Below are 24,585 nucleotides of genomic sequence, written 5' to 3' on the forward strand. Positions count from 1 at the left end.
AATGAATAGCGTTTTTCCAAAATTAACTTCCTTAGCACAGTTTCGCCAGCAATTTCCAGCTTTGGCGAGTAAAGCTTATTTCAATTATGGCGGTCAAGGCCCAATGCCACAAGTAGCATTGTCAGCAATTTTACAAGCATATCAATCTATTCAAAATGCGGGGCCTTTTTCTGAGGAAGTTAATGTTTGGATCGGGCAAAAATCCCAGGAAACTAGAGAAGCGATCGCCAAAGAATTAAATGTCTCACCTGCCACTATTACTTTAACGGAAGATGTTACCGTAGGTTGCAATATTGGATTGTGGGGAATTGATTGGCAAAGTGGCGATCGCCTATTACTTTCTGATTGCGAACACCCTGGAGTTGTCGCCACTATTCAGGAAATTCAACGCAGATTTGGCATAGAAGTTGATTACTGCAATCTGTTAGAAACTTTAAATGGGGGTGACTTGCTGGAGGCGATCGCCAAACACTTAAAACCAAACACCAAATTAGTAGTATTAAGTCACGTTGTTTGGAACACCGGACAAGTATTACCTTTAACCGAAATTGTGCAAGCTTGTCGGCAAAATTCCCCCGAAACAAAAGTCTTAATTGATGCCGCCCAATCTGTCGGAATGTTACCTTTAAATTTAGCAGAAACAAACGTTGACTTTTACGCTTTTACAGGTCACAAATGGTTATGTGGCCCCGAAGGTGTAGGCGGTTTTTATGTCAACCCAGAAAGTTTAGAAAGTTTACATCCAACCTTTATCGGTTGGCGGGGAATTACTACTAATAAAACCGGGGAACCTACAGGTTGGCAATCTGATGCGAGAAGATTTGAAGTTGCTACCTCTGCCTATCCTTTATATTGTGGATTAACTGCCGCAATTAATACTCATCAATCGATCGCTTCTCCCCAAGAACGCTATCAACAAATCTGCAATTTAAGCAAGTATCTTTGGCAAAAGTTAAGCGAACTTCCCCAGGTTAACTGTTTGCTAAATTCCCCCCCAGAGTCCGGTTTAGTTTCTTTTCAAGTTACTGGAGTTTCCCACCGGGAATTAGTACAAACTTTGGAAAAGCAAGGTTTTATGATTCGCACTTTGCGTTATCCCGATTGTGTCCGCGCCTGTGTTCATTACTTTACTTTGCCTTCGGAAATCGATCAGTTGGTGGAGGAAATTGGGAAATTTAACCGCAGATGAATGCAGATGTTGCTGCGAGTTTTTGGTGGGGTGGTTAAGGCTTTTTTGAAACGCAGATGAATGCAGATAAACGCAGATGAACGCAGATGTTAGCGTTAATTTTTGGCTGGGTGGTTAATGCTTTTTTAATGTAGATTGGGGTCCGATCTTACCAAATTAATTATTTTTATGCTATTCTAATATAATAGAAATCTGTGCGCTCATATATACTGAACTTTAAAGTAAAAATCTTTGATGACTTCTAGACCAAGCTTATACATTTCTATCACAAATCACGGTTTTGGTCATGCAGCTAGAACCGCTTCAGTTGCAGCCGAAATTCAAAGGTTAAACCCAGAAATATTACTTATTTTGGTAACAACTGCGCCTCGTTGGTTGTTGGAATCTTATATTCCGGGAGATTTTATTCATCGTCCTCGCGGATTTGATATTGGTGTAATTCAGTCTGATAGCATCAATATGGATAAAGCAGCGACTTTGGAAAAACTCAAAGAAATTCGACAAAAAGAGCGATCGATCGTTGCCAGTGAAGTAAGTTTCATTCAGCAAAATCGAGTAGACTTAATATTAGCCGACATTCCCCCATTAGCGCCAGTAATCGCTAAAACTGCGGGGATTCCTTGCTGGATGATTGGTAACTTTGGCTGGGATTTTATTTATGGTGCTTGGGGCGGAGAATTTATTGAAATCGCTGATTGGATTCATGATTGTTTTAGTCAATGCGATCGCCTTTTCCGCGTTCCCATGCACGAACCAATGAGTGCTTTTCCAATTATAGAAGATGTCGGATTAACCGGAGGAACTCCCCGCTTCAACTTAGAAGAATTACGTCAGAAATTTGGTATTGATACACCGAAAGAAAAAACTATTTTACTCAGCTTTGGCGGCTTAGGATTACAACAAATACCCTATCAAAATATCCAGCAATTTCCTGATTGGAAATTTATCGCCTTTGACAACCAAGCGCCCGACTATCCTAATATAATTAAAATAGTTGAACATAACTATCGCCCGATCGACTTTATGCCAATTTGTGGCAGAGTAGTTTCTAAACCTGGATTTAGCACTTTTTCCGAAGCATTGAGATTAAATACTCCCATTGTCACCCTAACTAGAGAAGGTTTTGCCGAATCACCATTATTATTAGCAGGTATTCAAAATTACAGCTATCATCAAATTATTAAACCTGGCGAATTTTTCGAGAGTAACTGGGAATTTTTGCACCAAGATTTACAGCCACCCTGCCAATCAGAAGATATGATTAAAAAAGATGGTACAGAAAAAATTGCCCAAACCATAGTCAACCATTTTAAATCTAAAATTTAAAGTCCAAAATCCAAAATTGCCATGTCTCACTACCAAAAACTCTTACAAATCAAAACCGCAGGTAAATCATTATATAAAATCACTTCCAAAGTAGAATCAGTAGTTGCTGAATCAGGCATAGAAACCGGACTTTGTACAATATTTTTGCGTCATACTTCCGCCAGTTTAATAATTCAAGAAAACGCCGATCCCGATGTATTAACTGATTTGTCAAACTTCTTCGCCAAATTAGTTCCCGAAGATAATCGCTTGTATATTCATACTACCGAAGGGTCAGACGATATGCCAGCCCATATCCGCACAGTCTTAACTAAAACTTCCGAACAAATCCCGATTTATCGCGGTAGGTTAGCATTAGGAACTTGGCAAGGAATTTATATTTGGGAACATCGCCAAAGAAGTCATCAAAGGGAATTATTAGTGCATATTTCTGGGGATTAAGAATGATTGAAATAGCTCCAGGCGCAGAGGACGCAGAGAAGGAAAGAAAAGAGAGAAGTATTATTGAGGTTGGAGTTCTTGGCGAAATTCGCGTAAGGCTTGAGTGTGATTGGTTAGGTTGATACAATGGATGAGGAAAGATACATTTAAATTGGGGAGAAGTTGCGACTGGGGAACATTTTCGTATTCCTCATTTCGCAAAACATAAAATGATAATTGTCCATTTTCCCAAAACCAAACTTCGGGAATTTTTAGACGTTTGTAAGCTTCCAACTTGTTAATACCACCACTGCTAACAACCACTTCAATTACTAAATCAGGACGTTCTTTACCTGGACTAAGTTCGTAAGATTCATCTGCTTCTCGTTTGACTCTCTCAGATTCACTTTCTAGAGTCACAGATCCAGTAGGGGTAAAATCTAAACCTAGAAATTCTAGGTAGATTTCTAATAAAGCAGCAATACGTTTTTTGATAGTTTCGTGTTTTTTCCCTGGCATTTTCCGAATCTCTAATACTCCATCTAAAAAAGATAACCTAACTCCGGGACGATCGATTAACTGTTCCACTGCTTTGAATTCTCGCCAGGTTAATTCATGAATTAAAATTGGTTCAGCTTCTCGTTCTAGAAGTGTAGTTGTCATTACTGTTAATAGTTAATTGGGTATTAAACTAATTTTAGCAACTTTAGAATCAGAGCGATCGCTCACTTAAAGATTAGATTAAGATAAAATACAGAGAAATGGTAAAGGTAGACAGATGCAATTAGAAGATTATCTGGAATTTTTGGCTCCTGATGATATCCGCATTAAAGGGCATCGCATTGGCATTGACAATGTGATTAACTATTACTTGCAAGGTTATTCGCCAGAAGAAATTTTGTCAGAGTTGCCTACACTGAGTTTAGAAAAAATTCACGCAGCTATTACTTATTATTTGCATAACCGCGCTGAAATGGATGCTTATATGTTGCGGTTGGCGAAGTGGCAAGAACAGCATTATCAGGAATCCTTATCTGCTGAACCATCACCTGTAATAAAACGCTTGAAGCAGTGGAAAATTGAACGAGAAAAGGAGATGCTAAATCATTTGTGAAAATACGTTTTTTACTTGATGAAAATTTGTCCCCAAAGCTCAAAATTGCTGTTTTACGCCTTAATCCAGCGATCGATATTTTGCGGGTTGGAGATTCAGATACACCACCATTAGGAACACTCGATCCAGAACTTTTAAATTATTTAGAATTATCGCAACGTTTATTAGTGACAGATAACCGTAAAAGTATGCCGGGACATTTGGAAGTACATTGGGAATCAGGAGGACATATTTGGGGATTAGTTTGGTTGCGATCGAGTGGCACAATACGTACTTGGGCAGAATCACTTTTTATAATGTGGGAAGCGTCTGAAGCAGAAGAGTGGATCGATCAAGTGGATTGGATTCCATTTTAGCGATCGCAAATTAAAAAAGATGCACCCTAACATTAATCAACAGTCAAGAATTGAGTAATCAACTCGCTTAAACAATGCCGTGTAAACGTCTAACAAGTGCCATGATTTTTTGGTCATATAGGCGATCGCTTGCCCAACGTCCTGTTAGACCTTTCACTAAAGGAGCAATCCCTCTCCTTACTAGATGAAAACGAGGATCGACGATCGGCATTTTATTAATTGGATCGGTACTCGCATAAGCTTTAAGATGTTGAATATGTGCCTTAATTCCTGTTCTCATATCCGGGAAGAAAGCACCAGCTGCACCACCATCTACCGCACCCAAACCACAAAAATTATTCTGTTCCGGTTTAACTTGTCCTCCAAAGCGCAAGAAGTTAGTTTCTAAACACATTTGACAGAAAGCAATATCGTAGTTCACTCCCTCAATTTGTGCTTCTTCAATATACACTTTGGGTAACAAAGGAAACCTTGCCAACGCTTCCTCATTTTGGGATTCTAAAAAAGTATTCAGTTGCACTTCGGAAGCATTTCCAAAACCCATAATTTCTTCCAGTTCGCCGTTACCCTTTCTATTTAAAATTACGGTTCTTGTTCCACTATCCCAACCTACCGATACATTAAAAGGTTGCAGATCTACAGCCTTAACATAGACGATGCCGCCATAACGAATTTGTCGAACTTCGGGATGATTAACCAGCGGAATTTCTAACTGTTCAACTAAGTCAATTGGAATAAAGGAATTACCATTTACTAAAATTCCTTTCTCCTCATATTCGTAATTATTGATGCGGATATTAATCGGACTAACTTGAGTAACTTCTGGTGTTTGACCTTTTTGCCCACTCCATTCAATTAATGCTTTAGCTATTGCTTTGGCAAAGCGATCGCGATGGTTTTGCAACAAACTCAAATCTTCTCGATTATCCACAAAACACAACTCAATTAGAATAGAAGCAACAGCCACCTGACGACAAAAAGCGAGCCTACCATGCGGTGTCGTAGTATCAGTTTTAGCACCACGAGATAAAACTCGTCCTCGTAAATTCAGTTCGGGAACTTCCGCCAATAAAGCTTTTAATATCAATTCGGCATCCTGTTTCCGCCTTTCATTTCCGGCAATATAAAAAGCTTCAGTTCCTCGCGCACTACCATTAAAAGCATTACCGTGTAATTCTAAAGCAACATCTCCTTTTTTCGCTTTGGAATTAATCCATTCAATAGTTCTTTTGAGAGAGAGATCGTCAGGAACCGAATAGAATTCTACTCTCTGCGCTTCTAATTCTTTGACGATTAAATCGCGGGTGAGCATCATTTCTTTGGCTTCGGTTGTACCAAAAGCTACTGCTCCAGGGTCACTCAAATCATGACCAGCAGAAATAAAAATTCTTCCCATTTTACCAACTCCGAAAATTGTGTTTATTGTTAATTAAAGTCCGAGTTTTTGCCGAGTTGCAGGGCCAACAATCCCATCAACTTCTAAACCTTTATCTTGCTGGAATTTCCGCACAGCATTTACCGTTTCCATGCCATAAAAACCATCTGCGCCTGACTCTCCAACTGAGTAACCAAGTTTAATTAATGCTTGTTGAACTTGGCGAACATCATCACCTTGCATTAAAGGTTCAGTCAACCGAAGAACTCGGAAACCTTCGGGATTTGAAATATCAAAACCCTCCACAAAACTGTTCTTTAGTCGTCTCTCAGTTTGCGGCCCAAAGAACCCATCTTCATCAATGCGATCGTTGAGATTATGTTTATTCCAAAGCCGTTGGAAAGCCAAAACAGATAATCGGCGAATATCGCGAGTTCCACCTCCCAAAAAATCAAAGTGAACCGGATCTCCAGCTAATTGCTTCCAACCATGTCTTTCTAAAAATGGTTTCCAACCACGCCAATCTTCGACATCAATTGCTAACCCACTTTGATGATTACTGCGTGGTGGACGTGCCGCGATCGGAATACCGCATCGACCAGCTTGATAATGATTGAATAAAACTTGTTGTTGAGCAATAGTTCGGTAGCCAGAATTAACAAACATTTGTCTACCGCGATCGGCAATTGCTCTCGCCAAAGCTCTTTTCGCTGGTAACTGCAACAAAGGCCAAGCCGCAGCCCCTAACTTAACATTCAAATCATCAAACCTAACTAAAGAATTAGGTGTAATTTCATTCATTTCAGCAATGATTTGTTGGTCAAGTCCTTTGAGTCCAGCAGTAGAACAACTTTGGTAATTTTTCAGCATTACAGAGGTTGTGCGACTTTCATCTAACCGGACATCAATTCCATTTTCGCGAATTTGTACGTGGTCAGAAAAAGCAAACCAAGTTTCCTTGCCGTTAATTGGTGCAGCTAGCTCAATTTTGATATGAGAATTATTTGTTGTTGTCCAGCGTTGCAGTTCTATTTCTTTCCCTACATTGATGCCGAACTTTTTTTCTGGAGGCAATAAGCTGCTTTCAATTGGTTCTTGTTTGAGAATAGTGTTGCCAACAATTAAAAGTTTTGTAGCCATATTTATTCAGGTGTGCAATGAACTTTTCAACCAATAGAGATGCACCTGAAATCAAGGATTTATTTAGTTTCTTTTGTTCTTGATAATACTTTTACTTCACACCAAATTAGAAACTAAGCTACATTCTACTTACCTACTTAACTGCTAACGCTCAGGAAAAAACTAGCTTTAATTCTAAAAATAAACTATAAAAAAAAGGAGGAAACTTCTAACTTCAAAAAGCAGGTGTTTCCTCCCAGTTTTATGTAACAATACTTTAAATTATTCCTCAGAACCTAAAATTTGTGGTACTTTGAAAAAATCTCCATCTTGATCGGGAGCATTCTTCAAAATAGCTTCCCGTTCAGCACAAGGTTTCAACTCATCCGTCCTAGTTATATTACTCACATCAATTGCTCTCGTTGTGGGTTGAACATTGCTAACATCCAACTCACTCAATTGTTGAAAATAATCTAACATACTGCCCATTTGAGTAGTAAACATCTCTTCCTCTTCCGGGGTTAATTCCAAACGGGCAAGTAAAGCAACTTTGTGAACTTGTTCGCGATCGATACTCATAACTTCACTTTAATTGTTGGTGGTTATAGATCCCGACTTCTTCAAGAAGTCAGGGATCATAAGATTAAAAGAATACGTCAATTTGCGATCGCCCAGTAGTCTTCAGCCAGTTTTGCGCCTCAATATAATTATTCGGCGCAATCCGAATCGCTTCTCGCCAGTATTCCGCAGCCTTATCATACAAAGCTTCCGCCTCTTCCGAGTTTCCCTCTTCCTTCAATCTGTCTCCCTGGTAATGATAAATTACCGCAATATTATTCAAAGCCGAAGGATGACGTGGGTTTAAATCAATCGCTTGGTAATAGTATTCCAAAGCTTTTTCATGTTCACCATTACTAGCATGAATCAACCCAATATTATAAAGAATATAACTCTTATCATAAGAGTCTTCCTCCAACTTCAAAGCTTCGTAATAGTTATCCAAAGCCTCCGCATATTCTCCGTCCGCCTGTGCAGACATCCCATCACGGTAATAAACAAAAGCTTCCTTAGCTTTCCTATTAGCAGGCAGAACTTTGAGAATCATATCTGCCATGACCGTAAAAGTTTTGTCAATGAAATTATCGTTACGTTGTGATCTGGGCATATTTTTAAAGGTAGTTCCAATCGTTTAATTTTAGACGCTCATTAGATAATTTAACGTCTTTTCACTAAAACTCCTGGTTCCCGTTGGATCGGTAGAACATCCAACAAATCCATTTGCACACAGTATTTCAAATCTTCATCACAATCTAAGCGTAGCAAGCGTTGACCGTGACTAGCCTGGTGCATTAACTCTAGTAAACGATCTTTCCATTGCTCATAAAGAGCGATCGCCCCCACCACCTCATCATTACCAGCCACTTGCTCAACAGGTAAATTTAATTCTGTCACTAAACTTTGGGCGATCGCCCCAGCACAAGCCGTATCCTCCAAAGAAAAACTACCTTCCCAACCAGATCCCACAATCCAAACCGTCTCCGGTGCTTCAGACAAAATATAATTCACCACCGCCCGACGATTCACAAAAGCCCCAGCCATCACAGCCCCAGCCTTTTGCACTCGTTCCAGAGAGCGCGTACCATTAGTAGTGCTAATAAACAACCTTCGCCCTTGAACTTGCTCAGGAGTGCAATCCAACGGAGAATTACCCATATCAAAACCAGCAACCTTGGCCCCTCCCCGTTCGCCAGCGCGAATGCGCTTTTCAGTGGGCCAACTGTCGCTCTCATTAATCAACTTATCTAAATCACTGAAAACCTGAACCGCCTCAGCCCCCGCCGCCAAAGCAGTCACCATTGTAGTTGTCGCTCTCAGAACATCAATTGCGATCGCACAATCGGGAACACCGCTAGAAGGAGTGAGTTCAGGAGTATGGTAAATAAATAGTTTCACAAGCCAGCTGCCATCCGATCATTACTATCGAGTATGAAACTATATTATGCTCAATTAGTTACTTCATTTCAGCATTTTATTTTCTTAACTTCCCACCCTCACCTCTTGCAGGGTACATTAGTGACAACATAAAGCACCACTCAACTCACCTTGACATTTGTCATATTTTCTGAGTCTGCATAAGACTCATTCGCGAAATAGTAACGACTATGAGGTTCGTGATTAGGAATTACTCCATTCACCACCAAACCCAACACATTCTGACTAGACTTTTCCAAAAGCTCTTTAGCAAAAGCAGCACTAGCAAAATCAACCACACCAGGTCGCACCACAAACAAAAGACCATCCGCCTTCTTACCTAAAATCAGTGCATCAGCAGCCACATTCAAAGAAGGCACATCGATAATCACCAAATCATACAAACTCGTAAATTCATCAATCAACGAAGATATTCTTTGAGAATCCAGCAAAGCCATCGGATTAGGCGGAATCACCCCACAAGTCAGCAGATCCAAATTAGGCATCACCTCCCGAATAGCCATCCTCAATTCTGCCTGTCCCACAATAGCATTACTCAAACCCACCTGATTAGTCAGATCCCAAATCCGATGTTGCACCGGATGGTGCATATCCGCATCCACCAGCAACACCCTACGTCCCACCTGCGCCACCGCTACCGCCAAATTCGCCGACACCGTAGATTTACCCTCTTGCGGAATCGAACTACTCACCACGATCGACTTAAGCTCCTTATCAGAACTCAAAAACCGCAAATTCGCCTGTAACATCCGATAAGCAGCACTAATTGGCGTATGCAAATCATTTTTCACCATAATCTTTGGAATTGGTCGCTCAGATTCTTTATCATCAGACTTACCTCGCCAGAATAAATTACCCTTAGCAACTTTATCCGGTTTTCTCATTGCCGGAATTACCACCAACAAAGTCAACCCAAAAAATTCCTTTGCTTCTTCAACCGTTTTCAAAGACTTATCCCACGCTTCTAAAACCAGCGCCGTAGCCATCGCCAGCAAACTACCCAACAGAATACCAGAAACAATAAACAACTTCTTCCGAGAAGCAATAGGTTCTTCGGGAACTTCCGGCGCTTCAATAATCCGTGCATTACCTACATTTTGATTTTCTGTAATGCGGATTTCTTGAAGTTTTTGAAACAGTAGCGCATAAGTAGATTGTGATACCTGTAATCTATTTTCTAATTCTCTTTGCTCTTTCTCTAACCTGGGTAAAACATTCATCCTTTGCTTATACGCCAATTGCACATTTGATAAAGCAACAATCTGATTAGCTAAACCCTGGCGTTTTGCTGCCACTTTCACAAATTCTTCAATTAATTTTGGTTTTAAATCTCCAATTTGTAAATTTCCATTATTTAATTTTGCCTCTTCACCAACAACTGTTTTAATTCGATTCCCTAGTAAAGCCTTCAAAGTTGCTTTCTTACTTCTTAAATCCAATATTACAGGGTGTGTTTCCTGAAATCTTGTTGCTTCTATTGCCAACTGACGTTCTACCTGTTGATATTCTTTCAAAGCTTCCTGTACTGCGGCAGATTGGCTCAGAGAAGTTGCTGTTAAAGCCTGTTGAGAATTCATCTGCAACTCTTTTGCAAAAGAACGCATCTGAGCATCTAGATCCGCATATTGAGATTTTGCCGTGCCAATTTGCTCTTCCAACCTAGCAATTACATCTACTGCCGATCTAGCTTCTTCCTGTAAAGCTACTACTTTATTTTGTTCTTTAAATTTTCGCAAAGCCGCTTCTGCTTGCCGCAAAGACGCTTCTGCTTGAGGTAATTGTTTCTCCAGAAACTCGCGAGCCGCCGCTGCTTCCATGCGGTTAACGATTTGATTGTTTTCTATATATCGGTTAATTAATGTATTTACAACTGCTACGGTTATCTGGGGATTTTGATCTTTATAAGAAACAGCGAGTATATCTGTTCCCCTAATATTAGTTACGCTCAGTCTTGCTAAAAAATCTTTAATTTTTAAATGTTTTCCTTTTTCATCTATTAAGTTTAGCTGATTAATGGTTTTTTGGAGCATCGGCATCGATCGGATTACTTCCACTTCCGTATTTAATGGATTACTCTCCCCTATAGCAGTAACTTCTCCTATCTCTTTTCCTAAGCCTGTTAAAGAAGAAGTAGGACTGATCTTTTTAAAAGAAAGTTTTCCCACTGCTTCATAAACTGGCTTTTCTCGTAACGTACTTAGGCTGCAAAGTACAACAACTAACATAAATACCGCGGAGGCTGGTTGCCAACGTCGTTTGAGAATTAGCCAGTAATGCTGCAACCCTATGGAAGTTTCTGTAGATTCCATCTGTGACTCCAGTCAAGTATATACAGTGGATGAAAATCTTTTCCCGAATAGATTTATGTTAACTCACCTAGCTATAGTTATTTATCACCTCTTTCAGTACCAATGAATTAGTAGGGAAAATTTTGACATCCACTCCCAGCTAAAAAATGGGGCTTTAAGTATCAACATTCGTAAATTTGGGAAAGTTTTCCGGTAAACTTTCCCCAAACTTGCTCTTCCCTTATATTAGGCACCATTATAAAGATTCTAGCTGTAGTGAGTCAGGTAGCTTCGTTACTAATAAGTAGCTTATTATACAAATTTTCATACTAAAATTTGGAAAAATATATTTATCTCAAATGTCGCCAGGAAACTCCCGTCCCAGCAGACCTTGACTGGATAGCTTTCAGAACTCCAAAGCTAATGATTATGAAGAATCTGTAAAGTTTAGGCACTTATATACCAATTGATAATTAATAAATTTTCATTATCTCAATGTCTACTTAATCCGAGTAATTCGGTAGATATATTTATCAAAAATTAAGCCTTATCTATCTTATGAAAAGAGAAAAAGTTTGTCAAGATATTAAATGTAACGTTTTTCGTCAAGTTTCCTGGCTTCCAGAAAAAATCTGTTTCGGCTATAATAAAAAGTGACATTTTTAGTCGAAAAAAGATACAGCTGGTTTATTGAGAATTACCTATTCATTTTAGCTATAGCCTGCTCATGGGATTGACTTACATCTGCAAATGATAAATTTATCAAGTATTCAATTATCTAAAAATGTAGTAATAGTTTGCAGTAGACAGGAGTTATTTTCACAACTAATAAATTAGTTTAAGTATGGGAAGATGTATGCCAGCCTAATAAGTAATTCTAATTACGTAGAATTGCTGAGCTATATTAAAATGATTAAAGATTTAATGAAATTTACCCCTAACTATTTTCATTCTAGAGATCGCTACGTTATTTATGTATTAGGTCAATAAAAAATTTTATTTAGGGTTTGTTACAGTAAATATCTCTCCATAATAACTGTTTAGAAAAAATAGTTGATGGTAACTGCATGAAAAACAAATTAACCAAAGTAGTTTGGGGGCTAAGAAATAGACATTTTTTACTACTGGATTCAATCGTTTTTTTAATTAGTCCCCTAGTTGCTTTAAATATTCGCTTAGATGATGAAGTAGCGATCGCGCCTTACCTACCAGGATTAATAGTAGTAACGCTCCTGTTTTTCCTAGTAAAAATTGCCGTGGTTTATTATCTTGGTATTTACAAACGTTGCTGGCGCTATGCGGGACTTGATGAACTCGAACAGATAGGTTTTGCCATGATTATTGCTGTAGTAGCAGAAGTAATCATTTTCAAAATCTTTTATTTACATAATCCTTTAGTTAACAGCCTACCTAAGTCATTGCCATTACTTGATGGAATACTCAGTTTTTTGTTAATTGGGAGTATTCGTTTCACTGTGCCAGTTCTAGAAAGAATCAGCAACCAACATAAAAAATTTCATCGTCGCGATCGCGTGCTAATTGTTGGTGCTGGTAGTGCTGGTGTATCCTTAGTCAAGAAATTACAACAAAATCCTCAATTAGGACTTTATCCAGTTGCGTTTATTGACGATGACACGACAAAACGTAATTTACAGATTTGTGGCATTAATATAGTTGGCGATCGTAGCCAAATTCCCCAAATCGTGCGCTCCCTACATATTCACCGAGTAATTATTGCTATGCCTAGTGCTTCTGGCAGTGTAATCCGGGAAATAGTCAATATTTGTCAATCCCATGAAATTCTCACCAGTACATTACCTGGAATCCATGAAATTATCTATTCTCGTGCCAACCCAGGTAACATTAGAGAAGTACAAATTGAAGACTTACTGCGTCGCGAACCAATCCAAACCGATATCCAAAAAGTTTCCCAACTTCTCCAAGGAAAAACAGTTTTAATTACAGGTGCAGGAGGCTCAATTGGTAGTGAACTTTGTCGGCAAATCTTCAAATGCAAACCTGCTCGAATGGTATTACTGGGGCATGGAGAAAATTCTGTATTTACCATTGAACAAGAACTGCGAGGTATCATTAAATCACGGAAAAAACATGGCGAAGAACCAGAAGATTTACCTCAAATTACTGCCTTCATTGCCGACCTCAGAATGCTCCCACGAATGAAGTATGTGTTTGAACAATTCCATCCTGAAGTAGTATTTCACGCTGCGGCACACAAGCACGTTCCCATGATGGAATTAAACCCACCAGAAGCAATAACAAACAACGTGCGAGGAACCAAAAACTTACTAGACCTAGTATTGCACTATGAAGTGCAGAACTTTGTCATGATTTCCACAGACAAAGCAGTTAACCCCACCAATATTATGGGAGCTAGCAAGCGAGTTGCGGAAATGTTAGTACTGCAAGCTGCCCAAAAGAGCAACAAGCCCTTTGTTGTGGTTCGCTTTGGTAATGTTCTTGGCAGTAGAGGCAGCGTTATACCCACTTTTAAACGACAAATTGCTCAGGGTGGGCCAGTCACAATTACCCATCCAGACATTCGTCGCTATTTCATGACGATTCCAGAAGCTGTTCAACTGGTTTTGCAAGCAGCAGCGATCGGTCGCGGTAGCGAAGTCTTCATGCTTGATATGGGACAACCCGTGCGAATCGTGGACTTGGCTACAGATTTAATTCGTCTTTCAGGATATGAAGTAAGTAAAGACATTGATATTGTCTTCACTGGTCTTCGTCCAGGAGAAAAATTATTTGAAGAATTGTTTATTGCGGGCGAGAAATATGAACGAACTCAACACAACAAGATTCTGAAAGTCATTAATGCTAGTCAGATACTTCCAGACAATATTGATCTGGAAATAGCAACCCTATGTGAAGCAGCTGAACGAAATGATGCTAATTTGATTATGTTTTTGCTCGAACAATTGATACCTGAATATACCCCGCTCTATTCAACAGCTAATTTAGGTGGAGATAGTTCGACGACAAAAACAAATGTAGAGTCAGAGACTAAGATAAAGTACCTGACTTTAGCATCCCCTGAGTTAGCAACTGATTTGCAGCAAGCGATCGAGTATCACGAGTTTCAGATCCACTATCAACCCATTATCAGCTTCGCCACTGATAAAGTAATTGGTTTTGAGGCTCTATTGCGCTGGAAGCACCCAACTCGTGGCTTAATTTTCCCAACAGAATTCATCCCATTGGCTGAAGATACTGGCCTAATTATCCCTATTGGTTGGTGGGTACTGTGGGAAGCTTGCCGCCAGATGCGTGCTTGGCATCTAGAATGTCCGATGGAGCCAACTCTAACCATCAGCGTTAATCTGACAAGCAAACAGTTTTTCCAACCCGAATTAGTCAAGCAAATCTGCCAAATTTTGGAGGAAACTCGCCTAAATGCCAGTAGTTTAAGATTAGAAATTCCAGAAGGCGTGATTAGCAAGAATTTTGAACTTGCTATCGCTGTACTTCTTAAACTACAAAGTTTAGGCGTGCAATTACAAATTGATAATTGCGGACTCAGCGATTTCTCACTCATTTATCTCCGCCAGGTATTGAACTTGAAACTTGGTCACTTTGATACCTTGAAGTTAGATCGCTCTCTCGTCGGTCAAATAGATACTGGCAATGGGCGCTTAGATATTATCAAGAAAATCATGGCAACCGCTCATGAACTAGGAATGGATATCATTGCCACTGGGATAGAAACAACTGACCAAATTACTTGCCTGAGATCCCTAAAATGCTTATATGGGCAAGGAAACTTTTTCTCAAGGCCAGTTGAAAGTGAGGCTGCGATCGCTCTGGTTGGGGCAATGGCTGCTCATAGCTAAAAGCTAACTAACAGGCTATCAACCTAAATCGGGATAAATCTGTTCCCCATTCCCTGTTTAGGAGTTCCCTTTCCTCAGCAAAATGTCCCGCTTGATTACCAATAGCCCGAAATTGTCTTCACAAGGCTGCATCCGTCAGAAAAATTAACGGAAAGAACTTTGAGAGATAAATCCATGAATAACTTGCAGATACAAAGAGCTTCGGAAGGTGTAGTGTTCCCTATGAGCGAAGAAGAGGTAGCTGATTGGTATCGCAATCAGGGAGTAAAACTTCTTTACCACGAGGGACATTACTGGAAAGAGTCAAGGTTTAGCTTTTATGAACCGATTCATTTGTTAGCTCGTTTAAATGCTAAAGAAGCAACTTGTCCAAAACGACTTTACTTAGGATTTCGCGCATCACTATGCGAGGATGACGCAAAAGTAGCCAACGGAATCATCCCAATTCACTTACTATCTGATGTCGATGGCTACGATTTGCAATCCTTACCCTCAAAACGTCGAAGGCAGGTTCGTAAGTCCTTTGAGTTAGTTAGTTTTATTGAACTGAAAAATCCAGTACTGTTGTACGAGCAAGGGTATGAAGTTTATGCCTCAGCTACTGCAAGGTTGAGTGGTAACATCATTCATCTTGTCTCGAAAAAAACTTATCTAGCTAATCTTAAAAATCATCTAATTTCTGAGAAAGTATTCCTTCTTGCAGGTCTTATTAACGATCGATTGGCTGCCTATATAACTGGATATGCTGTCAATGGGAGCGCATACATTGACACAATCTATGTGGCAACTGATGCTTTATCAACTAGTATTGGCACTGGACTGGTGTTTGAATTTGTGCAAGCCTGCCGTCGCTCTGGAAACATTCGTGAAGTTTTCTATGGTTACGATACGCCTAAAGATCCAGCCTTGACATACTTTAAAGAAGGAATGGGTTTTCCGGTTCAATACATTCCTTCAACAGTAGCAATCAATCGAGTTATAGAACCCTTTCTTCGATGGCGTTATCCATCGGCGTACTACATAACTACAGGACATAACTAATTTTGATCTGCCTCCTAAGTTCACCATTTAAATACTCTTTGGTTCAATCAAATCCAAGAATTTCCTTCAATGCAAAATCTGAAACCTTTAACACTACAAGATAACTTTATTTGGACTTTCGCTGGCAATTTTGTCTATGCAGCTTGCCAGTGGGGAATGCTAGTGCTGCTGGCTAAAATCGGCAGAGCGGAAATGGTTGGTCAGTTCACGCTAGGGTTAGCGGTAACTGCACCCGTTATCATGTTAACGAATCTCCAACTGCGAACCATTCAGGCAACTGATGCGAGGCAGCAATATCAGTTTGGTGACTACCTGGGTTTGAGGTTGCTGGGAACGGCACTGGCGCTGATCGGTATTGTCGGAATTACGCTGAAAGCAGGATATCGTGGGGAAACTTCCTTGGTCATCCTGGTAATTGGATTAGCTAAGGGATTTGAGTCTATCAGCGATATATTTTATGGGTTAATCCAACAGTACGAAAGGATGGATCGCATAGCGATCTCGATGATGATTAAAGGCCCTCTATCGTTGCTGATGTTAGCCTTGGGAATTTACTTATCCGGTAGCGTTGTGGGGGGAGCAATTGGATTAGCTATTGCGTGGGCAACTATCTTACTAGGCTATGACATTCGCAGTGGTTGTTTAATATTAAAGACTAACCTTTGGGGTACAGGTTCGCAAAGGAAAAGTTCATCCCAAGCTATCCAGAATCTCTTGCAACCGCGTTGGCATCTGAAAACTCTCAGCAAACTGGTCTGGCTTGCCTTGCCTTTAGGTTTAGTGATGATGTTAATTTCGCTCAATAGCAATATTCCGCAATACTTTATTGAAGGGTATTTGGGTGAGGGACAACTGGGAATTTTTGCTGCGATCGCTTACCTGATGGTAGCTGGGAATATGGTAGTGGGAGCCTTGGGACAGTCAGCAAATCCTCGGTTAGCTAAATATTATGCGGCAGGAGATAGTATTGCTTTCCGCACACTAATGCTGAAGTTGGTGGGAATTGGTGCTTTCTTGGGTGGAATAGCTGTCCTAGTAGCTTTTGTTATGGGTCAGCAGATCCTCACCTTAATTTATCGACCTGAGTATGCTCAGCAGGCAGATTTATTTATCTGGTTGATGGTAGCTGCTGGAATTGGTTATGTAGCCTCTTTTTTAGGCTATGGAATGACAGCAGCTAGGTACTTTCGTATCCAAATACCTTTGTTTACTGCGGTGACGGGAACTTCAGCGATCGCTTGCCTGTGGTTGATTCCAATTTGGGGGCTACATGGGGCTGCAACCGGGCTGATTCTCGCGGCTTTTGTTCAAGTTATTTTTAGTTTAGGAGCGATCGCTCATGCCTTACATAAACTTCCCAAACCGAAGGAAATGGAAATTTAAGATCTGGCTCTGGGGATTGGCTTGCTTGGCACTAATCCTGACCATTACTATTCATTTTGCCTCTGCAAGCAACTTACTATTGTTTAGTAGTAACTCACCAGTTAAACTTGCTGCCAAGTCAGCATCCTCCTCAGAAATTAGCCCCTATTCAGTTACAGTGAATGGTCAGCCTGTAAAAGTCCAGAAATATCATTCTTTAAGTTATGTCCAATTTGACCTTTTAGGACAAGCTAATGTTGAAATCACGCTTAGAGAAGCCGTTAAGCAGTACAGTCTTAGCCCAAAAAGCTACAGCATTCCCTCAAAACAAACAGGGAACAAAATTTATTTTTCCTTAACCAACCCCGTCAAGCTTATTCTTCATCAAGTTAATTCTTTAGAAGCTAAATTATTTATTTTTGCCGAAGCACCTGAAGAAAATTCTCCTAAAATTGGCGGTCTTAATGTAGAAAATATCCTAGATTATCCAGGAATAGATAACACTGGCAGTCAAGATGTAACATCTATTATTCAGACTGCTATTGATACGGTTTCCCAAAAATCTGGAATCCTTTATTTCCCGCCGGGAATTTATAAAACTCAACAACTCAATCTGAAGAGTAATCTGACTCTCTATTTAGCTTCAGGAGCAGTTATTGAAGCAACGAAAGATGTACAGCCTTCCTATGGTCGTGGGGTACTTCAAATCGAAAATGTTCATAATTTAAAAATTATAGGTCGTGGTGTTATTAATGGGAATGGGTCTTATTGGCGACCGCAAAAAGGATGGTACACTTTAATTTTAATTAAAAATAGTCGCAATATTTTATTACAAGATATTCTGCTCAAAGATCCTGCTGTTGCTAATGTCTGGATGTCCTATTCAGAGAATATAAATATTTATAACGTCAAAATATTAGCCGATCCAAAACCAAAATTCGTAAACACAGACGGCTTTGATTTTTGGTCTTCTAGAAATATTATTCTTGATAACGTTTTATACAAAGGAACAGATGATGCTACTTCTCACGGTGGTGATAAAAAAGAGCAGATTCAAAATAACGAAAATATTAATATTAGAAATGCAGTTTTTTACACAGGTGGAGGATTTAAAATGGGTTCAGGAGCAGCACAGAAAGTGATTCGCAATATTACTTATGAGAATATTGATGTTGTTTACACCAATACTTTTTCAGGCTTTTGGCCTGTAGCAGGAGCTAATTTTGAGAAGATTTACTTTAAGAATATTCGAGTTGAAGATATTGCAGATGTACCCAGAGATTGGGGATCTGCCCAACTATTTCAGTGGCACATTTATCCATCAGAAGCTGATTCTCCGCCAGAAACTTTGGGATACATCAGAGATGTTTATATTAATAACCTAACAACAGACGATCGGGGAGGTCGAAAATCAACATTTAATGGCTATGATTCCCAAAGGGATATTAGGATCGCGTTTAACAACTTTTCAGTTGCCGGACAATTTATTAAAACACTTGAGGATGCTCCCTTCGAGATTCGCCCTAGTTACAAAGATGGAAATCAGTATGTTAGCTTCACCTTTGCAACTAGCGATCCCACTATTGTAAATATTAAAGTGCCAAAACTGTATGCCTCCGAATCAGGCAATCCCGGACATTTTAATATTGTGCGTACAGGGAACTTAGCTGAATCAATAACTGTAAAATACACCATTCGCGGAACAGCAGAAAACGGAGTAGATTACCGAACAATTCCGAATTTTGTCACGATTCCTGCTGGTGAAGATTCGGCAACAATTGTTATCCAACCGATACCTGATAAGCAGACCGAGGGACTGGAAACAATATTTATATGTTTGGAAAACGTGCCAAACAGCACTAAATATATGCTCGGCCCGGATTTCCACGCTGTAGTGAATATTAATGAGTAATGAAGTTGAAGAAAGGGACTTGCTATGTATTTCATAAACTCGTCGATAGTTATATCAAAATCCGATCGGCAACCAACATTAGCCGATCGTCCCATTCGCATCCTGCACATTGTTGGCGGTATGGTGCGAGGTGGAATAGAAACCTGGTTGATGCACGTATTACGAAACATCGATCGCGATCGCTTCCGTATGGACTTCCTCGTTCACACGAACAATCCCTGCGATTACGATGAAGAAATTCGTATTTTGGGCAGTCAAATTATCTTCTGTCCGCTGAATCGCTGGAATCCCTGGAACTATGGCGCTAACTTCCAGCACATCTTACGCAAGTATGGCCCCTACGACATTGTTCACAGCCATCTCCATCACTTCAGCGGCTACGTTTTGCGCTTAGCACACCAAGCCAACGTACCCGTCCGAATTGCTCACAGCCATCTCGATAGCACACCACTTCAGGCTAAAGCCGGATTGTATTGGCGCTTGTATTTCGCTTTAAGCAAATACTGGATTACCCGTCATGCCACCCTTGGCTTAGGGTGCAGCCGTCCAGCCGTCGCAGCTTTGTTTACTGCAAACTGGCAAAGAGATCCCCGTTGGCAGGTGTTTTACTACGGCATTGACCTAACAAATTTTCACAATCCAGTCAATTCAGTTGCAGTTCGTGCCGAGTTGGGTATCCCTACGGATGCCTTTGTCATTGGTCATGTCGGCAGATTGGTTTCCCAAAAAAACCATCAGTTTCTTTTGGAAATTGCTGCCGCAGTTGCCCAGCGAGAACCCAAGATGCGGCTGTTACTGATAGGCGAGGGTATACTGCGTCCCAAACTGGAACAAGAAGTTGCAAGATTGGGTTTGTCCGATCGTGTCATCTTTACTGGTGTTCGATCGGATGTTTCTCGCTTGATGCGAGGCGCAATGGATGTCTTCCTCTTTCCTTCTCTTTATGAAGGGTTAGGTTTAGTGTTGGTCGAAGCACAGGCAGCTGGTTTGCCTTGCATCTTTTCAGATGTTGTTCCAGAAGAAGCAGATGTAGTCACATCTCTTGTTAAACGGTTATCTCTATCACAACCCGCTTCCGTCTGGGCTGATGTTGTTTTAGCAACAAGAGAAGCTGCCTCAGTCATTACACCCTCTGAAGCCTTGGCTGTTATTGAACAGAGTGCTTTCAATGTAAACAAGGAAATCGAAATTCTCACTAAACTCTATAATTCCAGCTTTACAAATCATGCACGCCGTCCTACCTAGATATATACAGCAGGTTACAGGTAAATGAAATACAAAACTTCTAGCTCACTACGTCGTAAAACTGCATATCAAGACAGTGTAATTATTTCTAGTTTCATTTGTCTTCTGATCGTTTTAGGGTTTCTACAAACCTCAGATCGGTTTCTACACTGGTTTTTAATTCCTGTCACTTTATGCGGAATTTTGATTGGGATTGATGCTGTTAATTGGTTTCGTAGCCGCTTAAATATATTCGATCCTGTTGGTATTTTTGGTTTATTAGGTTTGCATTTTTTCTTCCTAGCGCCTCTACTTCATGTAAGTTGGGATATGTGGTTAGGAAGAGATACAATACCACCTCCTGATTGGCGACCTTGGGTTGGCGGGATGGCTATTCTCAATTTTTTGGGTCTTTTGGTTTATCGCCTTTCTATAAGCCCTGGAATAAAGCCTAAAAAATCTTCGTCAGTGCAGACAGTTTGGACTATAAATCAACAGCGATTTTGGCCAATTCTTTGGATCGCGATGATTCTTTCTGCTTGTTTACAAATGTTGGTTTACATAAAGTTTGGAGGAATCAGCAGTTATATGCAAGCGGCTACTAATATTAATGATATGGCAGCACGAGAAGAGAAATTCCAAGGCATGGGCATAGTCTTTTTGTTTTCTGAGAGTTTTCCGATATTAGGAATGATGGGATTTGCTGTTCATGTTCAAAAGAATAAACGAGAAATTTCTTGGTCTATCTTAATAGGTGTTTTCATTATATTTCTCGTTTTACAAATGCTTTTCGGTGGTCTTCGTGGAAGTCGCAGCAATACAATCTGGGCTTTGTTTTGGGCAGCAGGTATTGTTCATTTCTGGATTCGCCACATTACCAAAAAACAAATTGCTATAGGACTTGTTTTTATCTGTTTTTTCATGTATCTATATGGTTTTTTTAAGCACGCTGGTATGGAAGGAGTTGAAACAGCTTTCAAAGGACAAGAAGATCGCGTTGAGTTAGAGCAAAAAGCAGGTCGAAGTTGGGAATCTATGCTGCTGCAAGATTTAGGAAGAACTGATATTCAAGCTTTCTTACTTTATCGATTAATGCGTTTTGATAGCGATTACGAATATGCGTGGGGAAGAACTTATTTGGCTGCATTATCTGTTTTCATACCTAGTCGATTGTGGCCTTTTGATGAAATGCCAGCTAACAAATCTAAAGAAGGAACAAACGCCCAATATGGAATGGGTTCTTATGCTGAGGGATTATGGGTTTCTTCAAGAGTATATGGTCTAGCTGGCGAGACAATGCTAAATTTCGGACCTTTCTTAATTCCTTTTTCTTTCATTGTAATTGGTCTTTTTGTCAGGCAAGTTAAACGTTGGCTTCTAAATTGGAATGAGTCAGACAGCCGCGTGTTATTGTTGCCATTACTAGTCAATTTATGTTTCATAATTCTGGTCAGCGATTTAGATAACAATCTCTTTATTTTGCTGAAGCAAGGTGGATTTCCTTTTGTTGTGATCTGGTTGGGTTCTCACAAAAAGTTAGTGCAAAATAAAGCTCTTAATTTTAGTGATAGCTCTCAAAAAATCACATGATCTCAGGTAAATTCAATTATTTTTCTAAAAACAGGAGCGAATATGCTAAGAGTTCTTCATCTAATACATGGCTTAAATCGAGGGGGAATCGAGAAATGGTTAATTACTATGCTGCGTCAGATTCCTAGAAGTGAATGTGAGATGGATTTTTGCTGTAAGGGAGCAGAGATAGGCGATCTGGCTCCAATAGTTCAAGAGCTAGGCGCTAAGGTATACCATTGTCCCTTAACTCCTGGCCATTTTGATTTTATTCAATGCTTAAAAGGTATCTTAATTGAGGGAGAGTATCAGATATTGCATAACCATTTGGGAATCTACAGTGGAGTTGCTGTATGGTTAGCTCACCAGCAAAGTATTCCAGTTATAACTTCTTTTCATAATACTCAATTCCCGCCAGAAACTAATTTTACTCGTCTGCCAATTGTCCGACAACTGCGTTCAATTTACGGTTCTGTGAGCGTTAATTATGCTTTGCATTATTCCGATCTGGTAACAGGTTGTTCTCAAGGCGTAATTAAAAGTTTAGATCCTCAAGGAACCAAAATTAAAAATGGTTCTGAGGTACTTTATTACGGTGTTAATCTTCCTGATATATCAACGCCTGAAGAACGTACAGTTTTTCGCAATTCCTTTGGTTGGTCTGCTGATACACCTGTGATTATTCATGTAGGACGTTTAATTGAACAGAAAAATCATTTGGGGATGCTGTCTGTATTCCAGAAAGTTCTAGAGCAGATACCAACCGTGAAGCTCCTTTTAGTTGGAGAGGGGCTCCTTCGTTCATTAATTGAGCAAACGATCGCTCAACGCCAATTGGAGAAGTCAGTTTTGCTTCTTGGTCTTCGTGACGATGTTCCTTGGCTGATGAGTCAGTGCAATGTTTTTTTACTGCCTTCATTTCACGAAGGATTGCCAGTGGTTGCTCTTGAAGCTAATGCGGCTAATCTTCCAGTTGTAGGTTCTAATATACCAGGTCTTACAGAAGCGGTTCTTAATGGTGAAACAGCGTTATTGCATGATGTTGAAGATCTTGATGGTATGGCTAATTCGGTGATTAAAATTCTTAGCGATCGCCAATACGCTCAGCAGCTTGCTCAGGCTGGAAGAGCTTGGGTGAAAGAGAATTACTCGCTCGCAGTCAGTGCCAATCATTTAGTGAATATTTACAGATCTGTAATCAAAACTTGATTAAATCAGGGAGATAAGCATGAAAGTATTAGTAACTGCTAGTGAGCGTTTTGCTATCACCAATGACAACACTTTATGGACTGCGAATGCTCCGCTTAATTATCAATTTTGGACTCGATATCTAGATGTATACGATGAAGTCTACTTGCTTGCGCGTACTAAGTTGTATTCAGAACCGCCTCCGGGATGGATCAAAGCTTCGGGTTCAGGTATTAAGGCAGTACCAGTTCCTTATTTTATCGGGCCAAGGGAGTTTATTCAAAATTACCCGCAGATCAAAAATGCAATCAGTAAAGCTTTAGTTAATGCAGAGGCTATACAGTTGCGCGTACCCTGCATAATTGCTCAAGAAGTTCATCGGTTATTGGCACGACAAAGACCTTATGGAGTTGAAGTAGTTACCGATCCTTACGATGTGTTTACACCGGGATCTGTAAAGCATCCCTTAAGACCATTTTTCCGTTGGTGGTTCCCGCGTCAATTGCAGCGACTGTGTACGAAAGCTTGTGCAGCTGCTTACGTCACCGAACGCGCTTTGCAACAACGCTATCCCCCAGATCCATTAGCCTTTTCTACACACTATTCCAGTATCGAGTTGCATGATTGCGCTTTGGTGTCTATTCCTCGGTCATTTGGGGAAGGAATACAGGCACTTAAACTGATTACTGTAGGTACAATGGATCAACTTTATAAAGCTCCTGACGTACTGATCGATGCGATCGCTATTTGTGTAGAAGGGGGATTAGACCTCAAGTTGGTTCTAGTTGGAGATGGTAAATATCGTTTAGAACTAGAGTCTAGAGCTAAGAAATTAGGTTTGACAGAACGGGTTCATTTTCAGGGTCAGTTGACTTCTGGGGATGCGGTGCGTGCCCAGTTAGATATGGCAGATCTATTTGTATTGCCCTCTTATCAAGAAGGTTTACCAAAGGCAATGATCGAAGCAATGGCGCGGGCGCTTCCTTGCATTGGCTCGACTGTAGGAGGTATTCCAGAACTGCTTCCTGGGGAAGATTTAATTCCCCCTGGAAATGCTGCTGCTTTGGCAGCAAAAATTCGTGAAGTAGTTACCGATCGGCAGCGGATGAATCGGATGTCAGCACGCAACTTGGAGAAGGCGAGAGAGTACAAAGATGAAGTACTGCGAGAGCGTCGGATTGCATTCTACCGTTATGTCCGAGAAAAAACTGAATTATGGTTAAAAACCCAGAAATAAAAAATTTTTTCCCGCTAGT

20 protein-coding genes are annotated in these 24,585 nt (G+C 40.2%); 13 read left to right on the forward strand and 7 right to left on the reverse strand.

The window, feature by feature from the left end; translation table 11 throughout:
• The first annotated feature begins 1 nt into the window (after position 1).
• The 3 genes from ACE1B6_RS01025 to ACE1B6_RS01035 all read left to right on the forward strand — a co-directional run bounded on the left by ACE1B6_RS01025 (position 2) and on the right by ACE1B6_RS01035 (position 2,956).
• The gene (locus ACE1B6_RS01025) at positions 2 to 1,189 is read left to right on the forward strand and encodes an aminotransferase class V-fold PLP-dependent enzyme (RefSeq protein ID WP_413255371.1); all 1,188 of its coding nucleotides are present in this window, start codon (positions 2 to 4) and stop codon (positions 1,187 to 1,189) included.
• A 234-nt stretch (positions 1,190 to 1,423) separates the two neighbouring features.
• Complete coding sequence (locus ACE1B6_RS01030; RefSeq protein ID WP_413255372.1) at positions 1,424 to 2,515, forward strand: glycosyl transferase; 1,092 nt, start codon at positions 1,424 to 1,426, stop codon at positions 2,513 to 2,515.
• A 21-nt stretch (positions 2,516 to 2,536) separates the two neighbouring features.
• Positions 2,537 to 2,956: a secondary thiamine-phosphate synthase enzyme YjbQ gene (locus tag ACE1B6_RS01035; protein ID WP_413255373.1), complete on the forward strand. Its 420-nt coding sequence runs from the start codon at positions 2,537 to 2,539 to the stop codon at positions 2,954 to 2,956.
• 60 nt (positions 2,957 to 3,016) lie between these two features.
• On the opposite strand, the gene ACE1B6_RS01040 is transcribed toward ACE1B6_RS01035, so the two are convergent.
• Positions 3,017 to 3,598 carry a Uma2 family endonuclease gene (locus ACE1B6_RS01040; RefSeq protein ID WP_413255374.1) on the reverse strand — a complete coding sequence of 194 codons (582 nt, stop codon included), beginning with the start codon at positions 3,596 to 3,598 and terminating at the stop codon, positions 3,017 to 3,019.
• A 115-nt stretch (positions 3,599 to 3,713) separates the two neighbouring features.
• Between ACE1B6_RS01040 and ACE1B6_RS01045 the strand changes: the two genes are divergently transcribed.
• The gene (locus tag ACE1B6_RS01045; protein ID WP_413255375.1) at positions 3,714 to 4,049 is read left to right on the forward strand and encodes a DUF433 domain-containing protein; all 336 of its coding nucleotides are present in this window, start codon (positions 3,714 to 3,716) and stop codon (positions 4,047 to 4,049) included.
• Complete coding sequence (locus ACE1B6_RS01050) at positions 4,046 to 4,405, forward strand: hypothetical protein (protein WP_413255376.1); 360 nt, start codon at positions 4,046 to 4,048, stop codon at positions 4,403 to 4,405. The genes ACE1B6_RS01045 and ACE1B6_RS01050 overlap by 4 nt, the downstream gene beginning before the upstream one ends.
• A gap of 67 nt (positions 4,406 to 4,472) precedes the next feature.
• Here ACE1B6_RS01050 and tftA read toward each other — a convergent pair whose 3' ends face one another.
• From tftA to ACE1B6_RS01080, 6 genes are all read right to left on the reverse strand, one after another.
• On the reverse strand, positions 4,473 to 5,801 hold the full coding sequence (gene tftA / locus ACE1B6_RS01055; RefSeq protein WP_413255377.1) for a hormogonium tapered terminus morphoprotein TftA: 1,329 nt from the start codon (positions 5,799 to 5,801) through the stop codon (positions 4,473 to 4,475).
• A gap of 33 nt (positions 5,802 to 5,834) precedes the next feature.
• Positions 5,835 to 6,920 carry a peptidoglycan-binding protein gene (locus tag ACE1B6_RS01060; protein ID WP_413255378.1) on the reverse strand — a complete coding sequence of 362 codons (1,086 nt, stop codon included), beginning with the start codon at positions 6,918 to 6,920 and terminating at the stop codon, positions 5,835 to 5,837.
• 261 nt (positions 6,921 to 7,181) lie between these two features.
• Complete coding sequence (gatC, locus tag ACE1B6_RS01065; RefSeq protein WP_413255379.1) at positions 7,182 to 7,478, reverse strand: Asp-tRNA(Asn)/Glu-tRNA(Gln) amidotransferase subunit GatC; 297 nt, start codon at positions 7,476 to 7,478, stop codon at positions 7,182 to 7,184.
• A 64-nt stretch (positions 7,479 to 7,542) separates the two neighbouring features.
• Positions 7,543 to 8,064: a photosystem I assembly protein Ycf3 gene (locus ACE1B6_RS01070; RefSeq protein ID WP_413255380.1), complete on the reverse strand. Its 522-nt coding sequence runs from the start codon at positions 8,062 to 8,064 to the stop codon at positions 7,543 to 7,545.
• 50 nt (positions 8,065 to 8,114) lie between these two features.
• Positions 8,115 to 8,852: a 2-phosphosulfolactate phosphatase family protein gene (locus tag ACE1B6_RS01075; RefSeq protein WP_413255381.1), complete on the reverse strand. Its 738-nt coding sequence runs from the start codon at positions 8,850 to 8,852 to the stop codon at positions 8,115 to 8,117.
• Positions 8,853 to 8,992: 140 nt separating this feature from the next.
• The gene (locus ACE1B6_RS01080) at positions 8,993 to 11,200 is read right to left on the reverse strand and encodes a GumC family protein (protein WP_413255382.1); all 2,208 of its coding nucleotides are present in this window, start codon (positions 11,198 to 11,200) and stop codon (positions 8,993 to 8,995) included.
• A gap of 1,046 nt (positions 11,201 to 12,246) precedes the next feature.
• Here ACE1B6_RS01080 and ACE1B6_RS01085 point away from each other — a divergent pair.
• From ACE1B6_RS01085 to ACE1B6_RS01120, 8 genes are all read left to right on the forward strand, one after another.
• Positions 12,247 to 15,033 carry a polysaccharide biosynthesis protein gene (locus ACE1B6_RS01085; RefSeq protein ID WP_413255383.1) on the forward strand — a complete coding sequence of 929 codons (2,787 nt, stop codon included), beginning with the start codon at positions 12,247 to 12,249 and terminating at the stop codon, positions 15,031 to 15,033.
• A 174-nt stretch (positions 15,034 to 15,207) separates the two neighbouring features.
• Positions 15,208 to 16,074 (forward strand): GNAT family N-acetyltransferase, encoded by an 867-nt coding sequence (locus tag ACE1B6_RS01090; RefSeq protein WP_413255384.1) that lies wholly within the window; start codon positions 15,208 to 15,210, stop codon positions 16,072 to 16,074.
• A gap of 69 nt (positions 16,075 to 16,143) precedes the next feature.
• Positions 16,144 to 17,457: a lipopolysaccharide biosynthesis protein gene (locus ACE1B6_RS01095; protein WP_413255385.1), complete on the forward strand. Its 1,314-nt coding sequence runs from the start codon at positions 16,144 to 16,146 to the stop codon at positions 17,455 to 17,457.
• Positions 17,458 to 17,482: 25 nt separating this feature from the next.
• Positions 17,483 to 19,348: a glycosyl hydrolase family 28 protein gene (locus ACE1B6_RS01100; protein WP_413255386.1), complete on the forward strand. Its 1,866-nt coding sequence runs from the start codon at positions 17,483 to 17,485 to the stop codon at positions 19,346 to 19,348.
• 24 nt (positions 19,349 to 19,372) lie between these two features.
• Positions 19,373 to 20,593, forward strand: a complete 1,221-nt coding sequence (locus ACE1B6_RS01105; RefSeq protein ID WP_413255387.1) for a glycosyltransferase family 1 protein — start codon at positions 19,373 to 19,375, stop codon at positions 20,591 to 20,593.
• Positions 20,594 to 20,617: 24 nt separating this feature from the next.
• On the forward strand, positions 20,618 to 22,162 hold the full coding sequence (locus tag ACE1B6_RS01110; protein ID WP_413255388.1) for a hypothetical protein: 1,545 nt from the start codon (positions 20,618 to 20,620) through the stop codon (positions 22,160 to 22,162).
• A gap of 42 nt (positions 22,163 to 22,204) precedes the next feature.
• Entirely contained in the window at positions 22,205 to 23,350 is a 1,146-nt protein-coding gene (locus tag ACE1B6_RS01115) for a glycosyltransferase family 4 protein (protein WP_413255389.1), read from the forward strand.
• 19 nt (positions 23,351 to 23,369) lie between these two features.
• Positions 23,370 to 24,566: a glycosyltransferase family 4 protein gene (locus tag ACE1B6_RS01120; RefSeq protein ID WP_413255390.1), complete on the forward strand. Its 1,197-nt coding sequence runs from the start codon at positions 23,370 to 23,372 to the stop codon at positions 24,564 to 24,566.
• The last annotated feature ends 19 nt before the right edge of the window (positions 24,567 to 24,585 follow it).

The organism is Floridaenema fluviatile BLCC-F154, from assembly GCF_041929135.1.
GTDB lineage: Bacteria > Cyanobacteriota > Cyanobacteriia > Cyanobacteriales > Aerosakkonemataceae > Floridanema > Floridanema fluviatile.